A 15,156-nucleotide genomic window follows, 5' to 3' on the forward strand; every position below is an offset into this window, starting at 1 on the left:
ACCATAAGCCCGCGGCGCCGGTCGGGAGCCGGTGAGAATCCCCGATCCTGGCGGCCCAACCTTGGCAGACCCCGTCCTTGCGCCGCGCCGCCCGGACCAGGTGTGCGACGGCCCAGGCCGGGCAGGCACCGGCCGTGAGCACCAGTGCGCTGATCGTCGTCGACATGCTGAACCCCTACGGCCACCAGGACGCGGGCCTGCTCACCGCGAGCGTGGAGCGGATCATCGAACCGCTGCGGCGGCTGCTGGAGCGCGCCCGCGAGCGCGGCGACGTGCGCGTCCTGTACGTCAACGACAACCACGGCGACTTCACCGCCGACCGCCGGGACCTGGTCCGCCGCGCGCTGGACGGCGAGCGCCCCGACCTGGTCGAGCCGATCCTCCCGCCGGACGACTGCGACTTCCTGGCCAAGGTCCGGCACAGCGCCTTCTACGGGACGCCGCTGGAGTACCTGCTCTCCCGCGAGGGCGTGGAGGAGATCATCCTCGCCGGCCAGGTGACCGAGCAGTGCGTCCTCTACAGCGCGCTGGACGCCTACGTCCGGCATTTCAAGATCAAGGTGGTGCGGGACGCGGTCGCCCACATCCACCCCGACCTCGGCTACGCCGCGCTGCGCATGATGGACCTCAACATGCGCGCCAAGATCGTCCCCGCCGCCCAGTGCCTCTGAACCGCGGGAGCGCCGGCGGCGGACCGTCTGCTACGCATGGAGAATGAGCGATTCCGGGCTGACCGTGGACGACATCGCGGCCGCCGCCGGGCTGCGGCTGGCGGTGGTGGCCGGCCGCGCGGGGCTCGGCCGCCGGATCCGGTCCGCGCACGTCGCCGAGCTCCCCGACCCGACGCCCTGGCTGCGCGGCGGGGAGCTGCTCATGACGACCGGCATGCGCGCCGGCGAGGCGGGCGGCCCCGCCGCGTTCCTGCGGCGGCTCGCCGGCGCCGGGGTCGCCGCCGTGGCGCTCGGGCTCGGCTCGACGCTGGCGTACCGGCGCGCGCCCGCCGAGTGGGCCGAGCCGGCCGAAGAGCTCGGGCTGCCGCTGCTGGAGGTCCCCGAGGAGACGCCGTTCATCGCCGTCACCGACGCGGTGTACCGCCGGCTGGCCGAGCTGCGCTACGGCGACGTCGAGCACGCGCTGCGGGCGCAGCGCGTGCTGACCGGCGCGGCCGTCCGGCCCGGCGGCGTCCTGGCGATCGCGCGCGGCCTCGCCGCCGAGGCCGGCCTGTGGGTGGTGGTGACGGACCGGACCGGCCGCCCCCTCGCGGCCGTCCCGCAGGACGCGGCCGGACGGCTCGGCGCGCTCGAAGCCGACCTCGCCCGGGTCGTCCGCAAGGGCCCGCACGCGTCGGCCCGCCGGACCGACGGCGGCGACGACGTCCTCTTCCAGCCGCTCGGCGCCGGGCGGCTGCGCGGCGTGCTGGTCTGCGGCGCGGGCGCTGAGCTCGGCGCGTTCCAGCGGATGCTGATCGGCTCGGCGGTCTCGCTGATGTCGATCGAGCTGGAGCACCGGGAGGCGCTCGCCGGCGCCGAGCGGAGGCGCCGCGCGGGGCTGGTCTGCGAGCTTCTGGCGGGACGGCACGCCCCGGACGCGGCGGCGGGGGTGCTGGCGTCGCTGGGCCTCGGCGGCGGCCGCGTCCGCGTGGTCGTCGTGCCGGACCTGCCGGACGTCCCGGACGCGGCGGCCCGGCTGGAGTCGTTCGCGGAGGCGTTCCCCGGCGCCGCGGCCGCCGCCGACGCGTCCGGACTCGTCGCGATCATGCCCGAGGAGGACGCGCTGGCGGAGCGCCTCGCGGCGGAGCTGCCGGGGCTCGCGGCCGGGATGGGCGGCCCGGTGGGGCCGGACGGGCTGGAGCTGAGCCTGCGGCAGGCCCGGCAGGTGCTGGCGCTCGAACGGCGCAGCGGCCCCGGCGTCTACGACGCGCTGGCGCGCCCGAACTTCCAGATGCTGCTCGGGCTCGGGCCGCCGGCGGTGCTGCGCGCGTACGCCGACGCGATCCTCGGCCCGATCGACCGCCTCCCCAAGGGCCGCGGCGACGAGCTGATCAGGACGCTGTGGGCCTGGATCGAGGCGGACTGCTCCTACGAGCGCGCCGCCGACCGGCTGGGCATCCACCGGCACACGCTGCGCGAACGCCTCCAGCGGGTGGAGCGCCTCACCGGCAAGCGGCTGGCCGCGCGGGAGCTGGGCGATGTGTGGATGGCGCTGGCGGCCCGCGAGGCGGCCGACGGCGCCGCCGGCCCCGAGCCGCGGCCGGGGGCCTAGCGGGCGACCCTCCGATCGGGCGAAAACGGCCCGCCGGACCCGCCCGATCGGCAGGGGCACCGCGCCGACCTGCGGCTTTAGCGTGTCTCCAACTCGCCGAAGGAGACCCCCATGACAGTCGCCCCGCCCGGTCCGGACGCCCCGTCCGCCGGACTCAGATCCGGCGCCGTCGGCACCCGGGACCTGGTGTTCTTCGTCGTCGCGGCCGCCGCGCCGCTCACTGTGATGGCCGGGTTCGGGCCGCTCGCGTTCGTGTACGGCGGCGCGGCCACCCCGTCCGGCTACCTGCTCGCGGGCCTGATCTACCTGCTGTTCACCGTCGGGTTCGCCGCGATGAGCCGGCACGTGTCCGGCAGCGGCGCCTTCTACGCCTACATCACCCGGGGGCTCGGGCGGACGCCCGGCGCCGGCGCCGCCGTGCTCGCCTACGCCGCGTACGCCCTCGGGCAGATCGGCTTCGCCGCCGCCGCGGGCCTGTTCGCGTCCACGACGATCGAGGACCTCTTCGGCGTGCACGTCCCGTGGGCGGTGGCGGCGGTCGCGCTGTCGCTGCTGGTCGGCGCCATGGCGTACCGGCGGGTCGACATCGGCGCGAAGGTCATGGCGGTGCTGCTCACGGGGGAGATCGGCGTCCTGCTCGTGCTCGCCGCCGCCGTCCTTCTCCGGGGCGGCCACGAGGGGCTGTCGGCCGGGAGTTTCGCGCCGGACCGGGTGTTCACCTCCGGCCTCGGCGCGATGCTCGTCATCCCGCTGGTCGTCTACATCGGGTTCGAGCAGACCGCCATCTACAGCGAGGAGACCCGCGACCCGCGCCGCACCGTCGCCCGGGCCACCTACATCGCCGTCGCGTTCCTCGCGGTCTTCTACACCTTCATCAGCTGGACGCTCTACATGGCGATCGGCCCGAACGCGCTCGCCGCGGCGCTCTCGGGGGACCCGTCGACGCTGGTGTACCGGCTCGACGACGCCTACGTCGGCGGCGCCATGACCAAGGTCATGGAGGTGCTGATGGTGACCAGCTACCTCGCCGGCGTGCTGGCCCTGCAGAACGCGTGCGGCCGGTACCTGTTCGCGCAGGGCCGCGAGGGGCTGCTGCCCGCCGCGCTGCGCCGGGTCGGCGCGTCGACCGGGACGCCGAGCGTCGCGTGCGTGCTGCAGACGTCGATCGTCGTCGTGGCGCTCGCCGGGTTCGGGCTGTCCGGCCTCGACCCCTACCGGCAGGTCGTCGTGTGGACGAACACGCCGACGCTCGTCGGCGTCCTGGCGCTGCAGATCATGACGTCCGCCGCGGTCGTGGGGTACCTCGGCCGCCGCCGCGCGGGCGAGTCGCCGTGGCAGCGGCTGGTCGCGCCGGGCGCGTCCGTGCTGGTGCTGGGCGCCGTCCTGGTCCTGCTGCTGACGAAGCTGCCGGTGCTCACCGGCATGGGCGCCACCGGCAACACCCTGATCATGCTCCCGCTGCCGGTCGCGTTCGCCGCCGGGTGCGTCCGGGCGCTGTGGCTGCGGTCCGCCCGGCCCGACGTCTACGCCCGCGTCGGCTCCACCGACCCGTTCGCCTCCTGAGAGGACGCCATGACACTCCCGCCCCGCTACGCCTGGTCCATCCCCGGCTGGGAGCCAGAACGGCCCCGCAACGATCCCGCCGTCGGTGAGATCTGGTGCTACACCGACCGCTTCGGCTACGACCCGGGGGACGAGGTGGCCGTGCACGTCCACACCACCGCCGACGTCTACGACGTCGAGGTGGTCAGGGACGGTGCCGCGCCGCGAACGTACTTCCGCCGGACGGGCCTGCCCGGTGCGGCGCACCCCACGCCCGACGACGCGTACGCCACCGGCTGCGGCTGGCCCGTCGCGTTCACGGTGCCGGTGGGGGCGGACTGGCCGTCCGGGTTCTACCTCGTCATCGTCGGCATCGACGACGAGCACGGGCGCCGGCACGAGCGCGAGCACTTCTTCGTCGTCCGGGCGAAGGCGGGGGAGCGTGCCGCAGCTGCCCTGGTCCTCACCACCAGCACGATGCTCGCCTACAACGACTGGGGCGGTGCGAACGCCTATCGCGGACTCGGTGACGACCCGTATGTCGACGTTCCGACGCCTCGGCAGTCCGCGCTGCGTCCGATCGCGCGGGGAATGCTGCGCAAGCCCGAAGGGGCCGCCCGCAACCGGCACACCGACGTTCCGCCGATCGGGTGGGAGCCGCGCCACCCTGCCTACGAATGGGCCTACGCCAACGGCTACTCCCGCCACCATGCCGACGCCCTCTGGGCGACCTACGAGCGGCCGTTCGCGGGCTGGGCGGAGCGCAACGGCTACCGGCTGGACTACCTCACCCAGCACGACCTGCACTACCGCCCCGAACTCCTCGACGGCTACGAGAGCCTCGTCATCGTCGGCCACGACGAGTACTGGACGGCCGAGATGCGCGACGCCGCCGACGCGTTCGTCGACGGCGGCGGTAACCTCGCCCGGTTCGGCGCCAACTACATCTGGCAGGTGCGGTTCGAGGACGGCGGCGCCACCCAGATCTGCCACAAGGCCCCTGGCGCGGACCCGGTCGCCGCGGCCGCCCCGTCCCGGGACACCACCGCCTGGGACGCGCCGGGCATCGGCCGCCCGGGCGCCGCGACGATGGGCCTGACCGGTCTCGGCGGCGCCTACGCCCGCTACGGCTCGACCACGCCGCGCTCCAGCGGCGGGTACACCGTCTACCGTCCGGACCACTGGGCGTTCGAGGGCACCGACCTCTACTACGGGGACGTGTTCGGCGGCGACGCGTGCATCGTGTCGTTCGAGGTGGACGGCGTCGACTACACGTTCCGCAAGGGACTGCCGTACCCGACGCACGAGGACGGCGCGCCGGCGAACCTGGAGATCCTGGCCATGGCGCCCGCCGTCGTCGGCGAGATCGACCGCTGGGGCGGCCGGGTCCCGCTCGGCGCGCCCGAAGGCGAGGCCATCGGCCTCATCGGCGCCCTCTACGACGGGGACCCGCCCGAGTTCCGGCGCGACGCCCGGTACGGCGCGGCGATGATCGGTGTCTTCGAGCGCGGCGGCACCGTCTTCAACGCCGGAACCTGCGAGTGGGTCAGCGGGCTCATCGCCCGCGACCCGTTCACCGAGCGGATCACCCACAACGTCCTGCGCCGCCTCGCGCCCGGGTCCCGGGACGCCCGCTGACCTCGGGCCGGCGGGCGGTCAGTCCAGGCAGAACTCGTTGCCCTCGGGGTCGGTCATCACGATGTGGCCGGCGCCGAGCGGGGGCGCGGGCTCGTGGCGCTGGACGCGGGCGGCGCCGCGGGCGACGAGCCGGTCCGCCTCCGCCTCCAGCGCCGCCATCCGCGCGTCGCCCGTGAGGCCGGGGGCCGCCCGCACGTCGAGGTGCACGCGGTTCTTGGCCTGCTTCCCCTCCGGCACCCGCTGGAAGAACAGCCTCGGGCCGGAGCCGCCGGGGTCGACGACCGCCGAGGCGTCGTTGCGGCGTTCGGGCGGCACGCCCATCGCGTCGAGGGCCTGCTCCCAGGAGTCGAAGCCCTGCGGCGGGTCCTGGAGCCGGTAGCCGAGCGCGTCGGCCCAGAAGGCGGCCAGGGCGGCGGGGTCCGCGCAGTCGAAGGTGATCTGGACCTCGCGGGCCTTGTGGTTCGTCATGGCCCCCAGCCTTCCCCATATCGCGGACAGGTTCGTTCCGCGATCGCGTGGAACGATGGGCGCGTGACCGTCGAGGCGACGACCGAGCGGGTGCTGCGGCTGCTCGGGCTGCTCCAGGCGCGGCCGTCCTGGACCGCCGCCGAGCTCGCGGCCGAGCTGGGCGTCACCGACCGCTCGGTGCGCCGCGACGTCGAGCGGCTGCGCGCGCTCGGCTACCCCGTGCACGCCGCGCCGGGCGTCGGCGGCGGCTACCGGCTCGGCGCGGGCACCCGGCTGCCGCCGCTGCTCCTCGACGACGGGGAGGCGATCGCGACGGCGGTGTCGCTGCGGCTGGCGGCGGGCGGGACGGTCGCCGGCGCGGGGGAGGCGGCGCTGCGCGCGCTCGCGAAGCTCGACCAGGTGATGCCGCCCCGGCTGCGCGCCGAGGTGCGGGCGGTGCACGGCGCCACCGAGACGCTCGCCGGGCCCGGGGCGGTGGTCGACGCGGAGGTTCTGGTGACGCTCGCGCGGGCCTGCCGCGACGCGGTGCGGGTGCGGTTCCGGTACGCCGCCCGCGGCGGCGCCGAGGGCGAGCGGGCGGTGGAGCCGGTCCGGATGGTCGCCACGGGCCGCCGCTGGTACCTGATGGCCTGGGACGTCGACCGCGCCGGCTGGCGTACCTTCCGGCTGGACCGGATGCGCGACGTCACCGCGACGACCTGGGGTTTCCCGGTGCGGGAGCATCCGGACCCGGTCGCCTACGTGCAGCGCTCGGTGGCGGAGGCGCCGTACCGGCACCTCGCGCGGATCCGGGTGCGCGCCCGTCCCGAAGAGGTGCTGGACCTGGTGCCGCCGCAGGTGGGACGCGTCGAGGACGACCGGGACGGGTGGTGCGTGCTCGTCGTCGGCGGCGACGACCTGGACCGGCTGGCGGTGCAGGTCGTCCGGCTGGGGTTCGAGGCGCGGGTGCTGGAGCCGCCGGAGCTGCGGGAGGCCGCCGCCCGGCTGGCCCGCCGCCTCGCCGCCCTGGCCGGGCCGGGCGACGAGATGCAACAATGATGTACAACGCCGTTGTATATCGCGCGCAGGGTCGCTAGCCTGCCGCCATGCCCGACACGCAGCCCCCGTTCGCCCCCGCCCTGACCTTCGCCTTCGAGATCCGCGCCGAGCTCGCCCCCACCCTCCACGTCGGACACGGCGACGGCGAGCGTACCGAGTTCACCCCCATCACCGGCGGCACGGTCCACGGCCCGCTGCTGCGCGGCACCGTCCTGCCCGGCGGCGGCGACTGGTCGAGCACCCGCGGCGACGTCTGCCAGCTCGACGCCCGCTACCTGCTGCGGGCCGAGGACGGCGCGGTCATCGACATCGTCAACCGCGGCTACTACCACGAGGACGAGGCCGGCAGCCCCGAGCAGCACGACGGCGACCTCCAGGTGTCCTGGCCGGGCGTCTACTACCGGACGTCGCCCGTCTTCCGCACCGATGCGCCGGCGCACCGGTGGCTCGCCCGGACCGTCTTCGTCGGACTCGCCCGCGCACCCGAGGAGGAGACCGTCGCCATCCGCATGTACGCCCTCCTCTGACCCGTGATCCGAGCGGCGCCCCGGCGAACGGCCGTGGCGCCGCTTCCGCGTTCCAAGGCTCGCGGAAAACGGTCTTCAGCAATCGGGGCGGTCGCACGTCTTCTCTTGGTAGAGGCTCTAGGAAGGGCGGCCACCGGCGTGTCAAGAGAAGCTCTGTCCGCGTTGTTCCAGGAGCACGCGCGGACGCTCGTCCGCACGGCCGTGCTCCTGATCGACGACGAAGGGGTCGCCGAGGAGGTCGTGCAGGAGGCGTTCCTCGGCCTGCACCGCCGCTGGAGGCGGCGCGGCTCGCCGGAGAGCCCCGAGGCGTATCTGCGCACGTCCGTGGTCAACGGCTGCCGGTCGGCGCTGCGGCGGCGGAAGGTCGCCGCGTCCGCCCGCGTCCCGCGGCCGGTGCCGGACGGCTCGGCGGCGGAGGCGGTGCTGCTGCGCGAGGAGCGGACGGAGGTGCTCGCGGCGCTGGACCGGCTCACCCGCCGGCAGCGCGAGGTCGTCGTGCTGCGCTTCTTCCTCGACCTCGACGACCACGCGATCGCGGCCACGCTCGGAGTGAGCCGCGGCACGGTCTCGTCCACGATCTCGCGCGCCCTGCGCCGCCTCGAGGAACTCCTGGGAGGGAACGGATGAGCGCCGAACTGGAGAACCGCCTGCGGACCGCGTTCGAGGACGCGACGGCCCGCGTCGAGGCACCGCCGGAACCCGACTGGCCGGAGGACGGCCGGGCGCGGCGCGGGGCGTACCCGTTCCTGGCGGTCGCGGCGGCGGTCGCCGCCACGCTGGCCGTCCTGCTGACCGCCGGCCTCCTCAAGGGCGGCGGGAGCGCCGACGATCCGTCCTTCGTACCGCGCGCCCTCGACGTCACGCCGGTGCGGCCGGCCCGGTCGCCCGACCTCGCGCTCCGGCTTCAGGACGCGCACGACCCGCAGGTCGTGCGGGTGCGCACCGGCGAGGTCCTCGGCACGGTGCGGCCCCCGGCCGGCTACCGCCCCCTCTGGGCGGGGCAGGCGACGGCCGCCGCCGACGACCGCACGTTCTTCTTCACGGTGGGGAGGAAGGCGGCCGGCCGGGCGCTGGTGGCCCGCGTCCACGTGGACGACCGGGGACGGCCGGACGGCGACGCGGTCCTCGTCGCCCAGGCGCCGAGGGCCGCCGACCTGGACGCGGTCGTGCCGTCCGCCTCGCCGACCGGTACCGCCGCGCCGACCGGTACCGCCGCGCCGTCGCGCTGGTCGTCGCTCGACGGCCTGACGGCGTCGCCGGACGGCACCCGCCTGGCGATGCTGGTGAGCACGCCGTCCGGGGAGGGCGTCGCGGTCTGGGACCTGCGGACGGGCCGCGCCACCACCTGGGGGAGCCGCGTGCCGGTCCTGTCCGTCGCCTGGGGCGCGGACGGGTCGCTGCTGTGGACCTCGGACGCGTCGGCGGGACGGCTCGGCCCGCGGAGCCGCGGCGGCGTGCTGCGGGCCACCCGCACGTTCGCGGGAACGGGGGAGGCGGACCGTCCCGTGCTCCTGCCCGGCGGCGACCGGATCATCGTGCTCGACCGGCAGTACTCCGTGCGGCTCGTACGGCTCCCGGGATCTCCGGGCGCGTCCTCGAAGGTGCTGGACCAGTGGGTGCCCGGCGACGGTGACAACGGCGGGCCGGTGGTCGACGCGAGCGGGCGGTTCGTCCTCTACCTGCGCAACGGCAAGGGCATGCGGATGAACCTGGCGACCGGCGCCCGCACCCCGACCGGGCTCGGCGGCGAGGGGAACAAGATGGCCGCCTTCGTCTGGTGATCGCCCGGCGGGCCGGCGCCGGCCGCTGGACGGCGACTTTTTATGCTGTACGATCAGCAAACAAGTTGCGTGAGAGGCGGTAGCGATGGCGGACATCCTTGACCTCAAGGGGCGGACGGCGCTGGTCACCGGGGCGGGGCAGGGCGTCGGCCGCCGGGTGGCCCTGCACTTCGCCGAGCACGGCGCCGGCGCGGTCGTGGTCAACGACTTCCGGGCCGAGCGGGCCGAGAAGGTCGCCGAGGAGGTGCGCGCGCTCGGCGTCAAGGCGCTGCCGGTCGCGGGCGACGTCGGCGACCTCGACGCGGTGACGGCCGCGGTCGCGCGGGCCGCCGGGGAGTTCGGCCCGATCGGCATCCTGGTGAACAACGCCGGGAACGCGGGCCCGCAGCCGACCGAGGAGATGACCCGGCCGTTCTGGAAGCAGACGCCCGCCGAGTGGCACGGCTACCTCGGCACCAACCTGTTCGGCGTGCTCAACAACGTGCACGCCGTCCTGCCCGGCATGATCGAGAGCGGCTACGGCCGGATCGTCACCGTCATCTCCGACGCCGGACGGGTCGGGGAGCCGGGCCGCGAGGCGTACTCGGCGGCCAAGGGCGGCGCCGCCGGGTTCACCCGGTCGGTCGCCGCGAGCACCGGCCGGTACGGGATCACCGCCAACTGCATCTCGCTCGCCGCGACGCGGACGCCGCGCACCGAGGGCCGGTTCGCCGACGAGGAGCGCTTCAAGAAGATCATGGCCAAGTACGTGATCCGGCGCGCCGGGGAGCCCGAGGACGCGGCGAACCTCGTGCTGTTCCTGGCCTCCGACGCCGCGTCGTGGATCACCGGGCAGACCGTCCCGGTCAACGGCGGCTACTCGTTCGCGCTCTGAGGAGGACCACATGAGTGTCGTGCAGACCGAGCGCCGCGGCGCCGTCGAGATCATCACGCTGAACCGGCCGCGCGTGTACAACGCGATCGACCTGGAGCTGCGGGAGGCGATGCAGGAGGCGTTCGAGCGGTTCGACGCCGACGACGCGGCCTCGGTCGCGGTGCTGACCGGCGCGGGCGGCAACTTCTGCTCCGGCCGCGACCTGAAGGCGGCGCGCCGCGGCGAGCCGAGCTACCGGAACCGGCAGGCGCAGGTCGCCGCGTTCACCCGGCGGTCGGTCGGCAAGCCGGTGATCGCGGCGGTGGAGGGCTACGCGCTCGCCGGCGGCTTCGAGCTGGCGCTGAGCTGCGACCTGATCGTGGCGGCGCGGGACGCGCTCTTCGGGCTGCCCGAGGTCCGGCACAGCCTGGTCGCCGTCGGCGGCGGGCTGATCCGGCTGCCGCGCCGCATGCCGTACCACGCGGCGATGATGATGGCCCTCACCGGCGACCGCTACGGCGCCGGCGACCTGGAGCGCTGGGGCGTCGTCGGGAAGCTCGCCGAACCCGGGCACGCGGTGGACGCCGCGCTCGAACTGGCCGAGCGGATCCTGCTCGGCGGGCCGCTCGCGGTGCGGGCCACCAAGGAGATCGTCCGCCGCGCGTTCGAGTGGAGCGGCGAGGACGAGGCGTTCGACGCGCAGATGGCCGTCGCGCGGCCCGCGCTGGACTCGCCCGACCGCGACGAGGGCCTGAAGGCCTTCGGCGAGGGCCGTGCGCCGTCTTGGCGGAAATGACGGCCCCGCGCCGGTAATGTGACCCAGTCACCAATGGGAATTCGTGCAGGGGGACCCGTGGCGGGCCGGCAGCTCACCCAGGGCGAACGCAGCGACGCCTCCAAGCGCGCGCTCGTCGACGCCACGATGCGGATCATCGCCGACGAGGGGTACCGCAGCACGACCGTCGCGCGGATCCAGGAGGAGGCCGGGGTCAGCCGCGGCCTGGTCGGCTACCACTTCGGCTCCAAGCAGGGGCTGATGGAGGCGGTCCTGACGACGATCCGCGACTCCTACGTCAGCCAGGTGCTGCGCCGAAAAGAGCAGGACCTGCCGGGCCTGGAGGCGATCGAGCTGATGCTCGACTCGTACCTGTCCCGGCTCGGCCGCGACCCGGTGCCGGCGAAGGTGGTGCTGGTCCTGGCGCTGGAGTCGGTCGGCGACCTCGCCGAGCTGCGGCAGGCCATGGCGACGCGGCTGGCGGAGATGCGCGCCGAGTTCGAGGAGTGGATCGTCCGCGGCGTCGAGGACGGGACGGTCCGCGCCGACGTCGACCCGGGCGGCACGGCCGTCTACCTGGGCGGCATCCTGCGCGGCATCACGCTGCAGTTCCTCGTCGACCCGGACGGGTTCGACCTGGACGAGGCGCGGCGCGCCGCGGTCTCGTCGGTGGTCAACGGCCTGCGCCCTTGAACGAATGCCGCCCTTGAACGAATGCCGCCCTTGAACGAATGCCGCCCCTGAACGAATGCCGCCTCTGCGCGGCGATGAGTTCCCGGCGCGCCGGCGGTCGGTACGGGCATGGACACCAGGACACTGCACACCCCCGGAGCCGACCTCGTCTACGACGTCCGCGGGCCGCTGCCTCCCGCCGGCGGCCGCCCGCCGCTGCTCATGATCGGCCAGCCGATGGACGCGAGCGGGTTCGCGACGCCGGCGTCGCACTTCCCCGACCGCACCGTGGTCACCTACGACCCGCGCGGCCTCGGCCGCAGCGTCCGCAAGGACGGCAGGACCGACCACGCCCCCGAGGTCCAGGCCGAGGACGTGCACGCCATCATCGAGGCGCTCGGCGCGGGCCCGGTCGAGATGTTCGCCAGCAGCGGCGGCGCGGTGACCGCGCTCGCGCTCGTCGCCGCCCATCCGGGCGACGTGACGGTCCTGGTGGCGCACGAGCCGCCGCTGATCCCGGCGCTCCCCGACGCCAAGGCCGCCGAGCGCGCGCGGGCCGCCGTCCGGGACGTCTACGAGGCCAAGGGCTCGGGCGCCGGCATGGCGGCCTTCATAGCGATGGCCTCGTGGCAGGGCGAGTTCACCGACGACTACCTCGCGCTCCCGGCGCCGGACCCGGCGCAGTTCGGGATGCCGGCCGAGGACGACGGCTCGCGCGGCGACCCGCTGCTGTCCGACCGCTCCTGGGCGGTCAGCGGGTACCGGCTCGACGTCGAGGCGCTGAAGGCGGCGCCGACGCGGATCGTGATCGCGGTGGGGGAGGAGTCGAAGGGCCTGCTGACCGGACGCACCTCGGAGGCCGCGGCCGCGCTGCTGGGCCTGCCGGCGACGGGGTTCCCGAGCCACCACAGCGGCTTCCTCGGCGACGAGTTCGGCCACCCCGGCGAGCCCGAGGCGTTCGCGCGCAGGCTGCGCGAGGTCCTCGACGGCGCCGCCTGACGGCCCGGAGCTAAGCCCCGAGCCGGCGGGCCGCCCGCGCCAGGATCTCGGGATCGGTGTCGGCGACGGTGTAGAAGCTGATCCGGTCGGCCAGGCCGTCCATGCGGTCCCGGACCGCGCCGGCCACCCCGTCCGGTTCGGCGACGACCGCGAACGCGTTCAGCACGTCGTCGCCGACCAGCCCGGTCATCGCGTCCCACCGCTGCGCGCGGGACAGTTCGTGCAGCTCGTCGGCCAGCTCCGCCCATCCGTGCAGCTCCAGGACCGGACGGTAGGCGGGGGTGCTGCCGTAGAACGCGATCTGCTTGCGGACGGCCCGCACCGACGCCGCCATGGCCTCCTCGGTCGCGCCCGTGGCGAGCAGCACGGGGGCGCTCACCTCGATCCGGTCGCGGCCCGACGCGGCGAGCCCGCGGCCGAGCGTCGGCAGCGTGACCTCGCGCAGGTAGCGCGGCGTGGTGAAGCCGTGGACGAGCAGCCCGTCCGCCGCCGCGCCGGCGACCTCGGTCATCTTCTCCCCGACGGCGGCCAGCAGGATCGGCGGCGTCCCGAATGGGTGCGGCGCCGGGGTGAACGCCGAGGTCATCAGCGTGTGCCGGTAGAAGTCGCCCTCGAACGCCAGCCGGTCGCCGCTCGCCCAGCACCGCCAGATCTCGCGGACGGCGGCGATCAGCTCGGCCATCCGCCGCGCGGGCGCGCTCCAGGGCATCGAGTAGCGGCGCTCGATGTGCGCGCGGACCTGGCTGCCGAGGCCGAGCGCGAACCGGCCGCGGCTGTAGAAGGCCAGGTCGTGGCCGAGGTGGGCGAGGTTCATCGGGTTGCGCGCGAACGCGACGGCGATGGACGTGCCGAGCCGCAGCGCCGCGGTGTGCTCGGCCGCGACGCCGAGCGGGACGAACGGGTCGTGCGCCGACTCGCGCGCCCACAGCCCGTCGTATCCGGCGTCCTCGCAGGCCCGGGCGGTGCGTGCCACGCCGTCGAGCGGGAGGCCCTGCGGAAGGCGCGCGTCGACCTTCACCGTGCCTCGCCTTGCGGTGCGGGGCCTTCGAGGACGTGGACGATGCACACCGCGCCGACGCCGACCATGTGCGCGATCCCGGTGCGGGCGCCCGGCTGCTGCCGGTCGCCGGCCTCGCCGCGCAGCTGCCGGGTCACCTCGGCGACCTGCCCGACGCCGGTCGGGCCGACCGGGTGGCCCATGGCGAGCAGCCCGCCGGACGGGCTCACCGCGCACCGCCCGCCGATGTCGAACTCGCCGGCCCGGAGCCGTCCGGCGGCCTCGCCCTCGCCGCACAGGCCCATCGCCTCGACGTACTGGAGCTCCTCGATCGAGAACGCGTCGTGCAGTTCGACGACGTCCACGCCGGACGGGGCGACGCCGGCGTCGGCGAGCGCGGCGGCGGTCGTCTCGCGGGTCAGCTCGGCGTCGAAGCTCTTCGGCCCGTACAGCTCCTCGCTGCGCTGCGCCGACGCGGTCACGCGCACGCACCGGGCGCGGTCCACGCCGAGCCGCTCGACGGCCTCGGCGGACGCGACGATCACCGCGGCGGCGCCCTCGCCGACCGGGCAGCACTGGAGCCGGGTCAAGTGGCCGGCGATCGGCCGGTCGCCGAGCACCTCCTCGGGCGTGCGCTCCTTCTGCCGGTGCGCGAACGGGTTCCTCGCGCCGTTGCGGTGGTTCTTCACCGCGACGGCGGCGATGTCGGCGGGGGACGCGCCGTACCGGGTCATGTACTCGTCGGCGAGCAGCGCGTACTTGGTGAACGGGACGATGTGCCCGCCCGCGAGGCTCGGCAGCCCGGCCAGCGACTCGGCGCGCTTCACCGGCGCCGGCTTGTCGACGCCCATGGCGAGGACGACGTCGGACACCCCGGCGGCGACCTCCATGCACGCCAGCCGGAACGCCGACGACCCGGACGCCGAGGCGTTCTCGACCTGCGTCATCGGGATGCCGGTCGCGCCGAGGTGGCGGAGCATCGGCCGCGACACCGCCATGCCGAGCCGCGTCGCCCCGGTGTAGGCGCCCTGCACGTCGCGCCAGGCGATGCCGGCGTCGGCGAGGGCGGCCCGCACGGCGGTGAGCCCGAGCCGGACGTAGGGCACGTCACTGAGCGGCCGGTACCGGTGCAGGCCGATGCCGATCACGTACACCGGCCGCATGTCGCGCAGCTTCACGCGGCACCTCCCGCGGCGTCTCCCGAGACGGCGAACCGCACTTCCACGATGGCGCCGTCGCCGTCCGTCCCGGCGGCGACGGCCTCGACGCGGGTGCCCGGCGCGGGGCCGCCGTCCCCGTCCAGCAGCGCGTGCACGAAGGGGCCGTCGTCGAGGACGATCGCGAGGGCCGTGAACGGGGCGTCGATGCCGGGGCCGTCGTGGCGGCGCACGACGGCGGCCGCGGCGACGGTCCCGGTGCCGGCGAGGGCGGCGGGACGCAGCGCCGCGCCGTCCGCGCCGCACCGCTCGCAGCCGAGGTCCTGGGCGGGGAAGGCGACCCGCCCGCAGGCGGTGCAGGCGACGCCGCGCAGGTCGGGCGGGCCGGAGGGGCGCGGGTCGGCGATGGCGGCCGCGGGGGCCGCGGGGTGGGGTTCGGGCATGGGC

The 15,156-nt window shown here is 75.3% G+C and carries 16 protein-coding genes; 12 read left to right on the top strand and 4 right to left on the bottom strand.

From position 1 onward, the window contains the following. The first annotated feature begins 134 nt into the window (after positions 1 to 134). The 4 genes from J4709_RS31425 (at position 135) to J4709_RS31440 (ending at position 5,442) form a co-directional block, all read left to right on the top strand. On the top strand, positions 135 to 671 hold the full coding sequence (locus J4709_RS31425; protein WP_208246055.1) for a cysteine hydrolase family protein: 537 nt from the start codon (positions 135 to 137) through the stop codon (positions 669 to 671). Between the two features lie 43 nt (positions 672 to 714). After that, positions 715 to 2,262, top strand: coding sequence for a PucR family transcriptional regulator (locus tag J4709_RS31430; RefSeq protein ID WP_208246057.1), 1,548 nt, complete (start codon positions 715 to 717; stop codon positions 2,260 to 2,262). Between the two features lie 111 nt (positions 2,263 to 2,373). After that, entirely contained in the window at positions 2,374 to 3,825 is a 1,452-nt protein-coding gene (locus tag J4709_RS31435) for an APC family permease (protein WP_208246059.1), read from the top strand. A gap of 9 nt (positions 3,826 to 3,834) precedes the next feature. Next, the gene (locus tag J4709_RS31440; protein ID WP_208246061.1) at positions 3,835 to 5,442 is read left to right on the top strand and encodes a N,N-dimethylformamidase beta subunit family domain-containing protein; all 1,608 of its coding nucleotides are present in this window, start codon (positions 3,835 to 3,837) and stop codon (positions 5,440 to 5,442) included. 18 nt (positions 5,443 to 5,460) lie between these two features. Here J4709_RS31440 and J4709_RS31445 read toward each other — a convergent pair whose 3' ends face one another. Next, positions 5,461 to 5,910, bottom strand: coding sequence for a VOC family protein (locus J4709_RS31445; RefSeq protein WP_208246063.1), 450 nt, complete (start codon positions 5,908 to 5,910; stop codon positions 5,461 to 5,463). Positions 5,911 to 5,973: 63 nt separating this feature from the next. Between J4709_RS31445 and J4709_RS31450 the strand changes: the two genes are divergently transcribed. The 8 genes from J4709_RS31450 to J4709_RS31485 all read left to right on the top strand — a co-directional run bounded on the left by J4709_RS31450 (position 5,974) and on the right by J4709_RS31485 (position 12,555). Further along, positions 5,974 to 6,948, top strand: a complete 975-nt coding sequence (locus tag J4709_RS31450; protein WP_208246065.1) for a helix-turn-helix transcriptional regulator — start codon at positions 5,974 to 5,976, stop codon at positions 6,946 to 6,948. 47 nt (positions 6,949 to 6,995) lie between these two features. Next, entirely contained in the window at positions 6,996 to 7,475 is a 480-nt protein-coding gene (locus J4709_RS31455; protein WP_208246066.1) for a DUF3237 domain-containing protein, read from the top strand. Between the two features lie 138 nt (positions 7,476 to 7,613). Then, the gene (locus J4709_RS31460) at positions 7,614 to 8,102 is read left to right on the top strand and encodes a SigE family RNA polymerase sigma factor (protein ID WP_307801695.1); all 489 of its coding nucleotides are present in this window, start codon (positions 7,614 to 7,616) and stop codon (positions 8,100 to 8,102) included. Beyond that, positions 8,099 to 9,256 (top strand): NHL repeat-containing protein, encoded by a 1,158-nt coding sequence (locus J4709_RS31465; protein WP_208246067.1) that lies wholly within the window; start codon positions 8,099 to 8,101, stop codon positions 9,254 to 9,256. Before J4709_RS31460 ends, J4709_RS31465 begins: the two co-directional genes overlap by 4 nt. An 85-nt stretch (positions 9,257 to 9,341) precedes the next feature. Then, complete coding sequence (locus J4709_RS31470) at positions 9,342 to 10,130, top strand: SDR family NAD(P)-dependent oxidoreductase (protein ID WP_208246068.1); 789 nt, start codon at positions 9,342 to 9,344, stop codon at positions 10,128 to 10,130. Positions 10,131 to 10,140: 10 nt separating this feature from the next. Then, the gene (locus J4709_RS31475; RefSeq protein WP_208246069.1) at positions 10,141 to 10,905 is read left to right on the top strand and encodes a crotonase/enoyl-CoA hydratase family protein; all 765 of its coding nucleotides are present in this window, start codon (positions 10,141 to 10,143) and stop codon (positions 10,903 to 10,905) included. A gap of 57 nt (positions 10,906 to 10,962) precedes the next feature. Beyond that, a complete protein-coding gene (locus tag J4709_RS31480) occupies positions 10,963 to 11,577 on the top strand; it encodes a TetR/AcrR family transcriptional regulator (RefSeq protein WP_208246070.1) in 615 nt (204 codons plus the stop codon). 108 nt (positions 11,578 to 11,685) lie between these two features. Beyond that, positions 11,686 to 12,555 (top strand): alpha/beta fold hydrolase, encoded by an 870-nt coding sequence (locus J4709_RS31485; protein ID WP_208246071.1) that lies wholly within the window; start codon positions 11,686 to 11,688, stop codon positions 12,553 to 12,555. A gap of 10 nt (positions 12,556 to 12,565) precedes the next feature. Here the strand turns inward: J4709_RS31485 and J4709_RS31490 are convergent, their stop codons facing one another. From J4709_RS31490 to J4709_RS31500, 3 genes are read right to left on the bottom strand one after another with little or no spacing between them, the layout of a single operon-like run. Beyond that, complete coding sequence (locus J4709_RS31490; protein WP_208246072.1) at positions 12,566 to 13,573, bottom strand: TIGR03617 family F420-dependent LLM class oxidoreductase; 1,008 nt, start codon at positions 13,571 to 13,573, stop codon at positions 12,566 to 12,568. Further along, positions 13,570 to 14,730 carry a thiolase family protein gene (locus tag J4709_RS31495; protein WP_208246074.1) on the bottom strand — a complete coding sequence of 387 codons (1,161 nt, stop codon included), beginning with the start codon at positions 14,728 to 14,730 and terminating at the stop codon, positions 13,570 to 13,572. Before J4709_RS31495 ends, J4709_RS31490 begins: the two co-directional genes overlap by 4 nt. Further along, the gene (locus J4709_RS31500) at positions 14,727 to 15,152 is read right to left on the bottom strand and encodes a zinc ribbon domain-containing protein (protein ID WP_208246076.1); all 426 of its coding nucleotides are present in this window, start codon (positions 15,150 to 15,152) and stop codon (positions 14,727 to 14,729) included. Before J4709_RS31500 ends, J4709_RS31495 begins: the two co-directional genes overlap by 4 nt. Positions 15,153 to 15,156 lie beyond the last annotated feature (4 nt).

Origin of the sequence: Actinomadura violacea (genome assembly GCF_017573465.1) — a bacterium.
Taxonomy (GTDB): Bacteria; Actinomycetota; Actinomycetes; order Streptosporangiales; family Streptosporangiaceae; genus Spirillospora; species Spirillospora violacea.

Bases quoted from the DNA above. Each gene is read 5' to 3' on its own strand.
- J4709_RS31470 (WP_208246068.1), top strand. From the start codon at position 9,342: ATGGCGGACATCCTTGACCTCAAGGGGCGGACGGCGCTGGTCACCGGG.
- J4709_RS31445 (WP_208246063.1), bottom strand. From the start codon at position 5,910: ATGACGAACCACAAGGCCCGCGAGGTCCAGATCACCTTCGACTGCGCG.
- J4709_RS31455 (WP_208246066.1), top strand. From the start codon at position 6,996: ATGCCCGACACGCAGCCCCCGTTCGCCCCCGCCCTGACCTTCGCCTTC.
- J4709_RS31435 (WP_208246059.1), top strand. From the start codon at position 2,374: ATGACAGTCGCCCCGCCCGGTCCGGACGCCCCGTCCGCCGGACTCAGA.
- J4709_RS31475 (WP_208246069.1), top strand. From the start codon at position 10,141: ATGAGTGTCGTGCAGACCGAGCGCCGCGGCGCCGTCGAGATCATCACG.
- J4709_RS31440 (WP_208246061.1), top strand. From the start codon at position 3,835: ATGACACTCCCGCCCCGCTACGCCTGGTCCATCCCCGGCTGGGAGCCA.
- J4709_RS31500 (WP_208246076.1), bottom strand. From the start codon at position 15,152: ATGCCCGAACCCCACCCCGCGGCCCCCGCGGCCGCCATCGCCGACCCG.
- J4709_RS31465 (WP_208246067.1), top strand. From the start codon at position 8,099: ATGAGCGCCGAACTGGAGAACCGCCTGCGGACCGCGTTCGAGGACGCG.
- J4709_RS31485 (WP_208246071.1), top strand. From the start codon at position 11,686: ATGGACACCAGGACACTGCACACCCCCGGAGCCGACCTCGTCTACGAC.
- J4709_RS31430 (WP_208246057.1), top strand. From the start codon at position 715: ATGAGCGATTCCGGGCTGACCGTGGACGACATCGCGGCCGCCGCCGGG.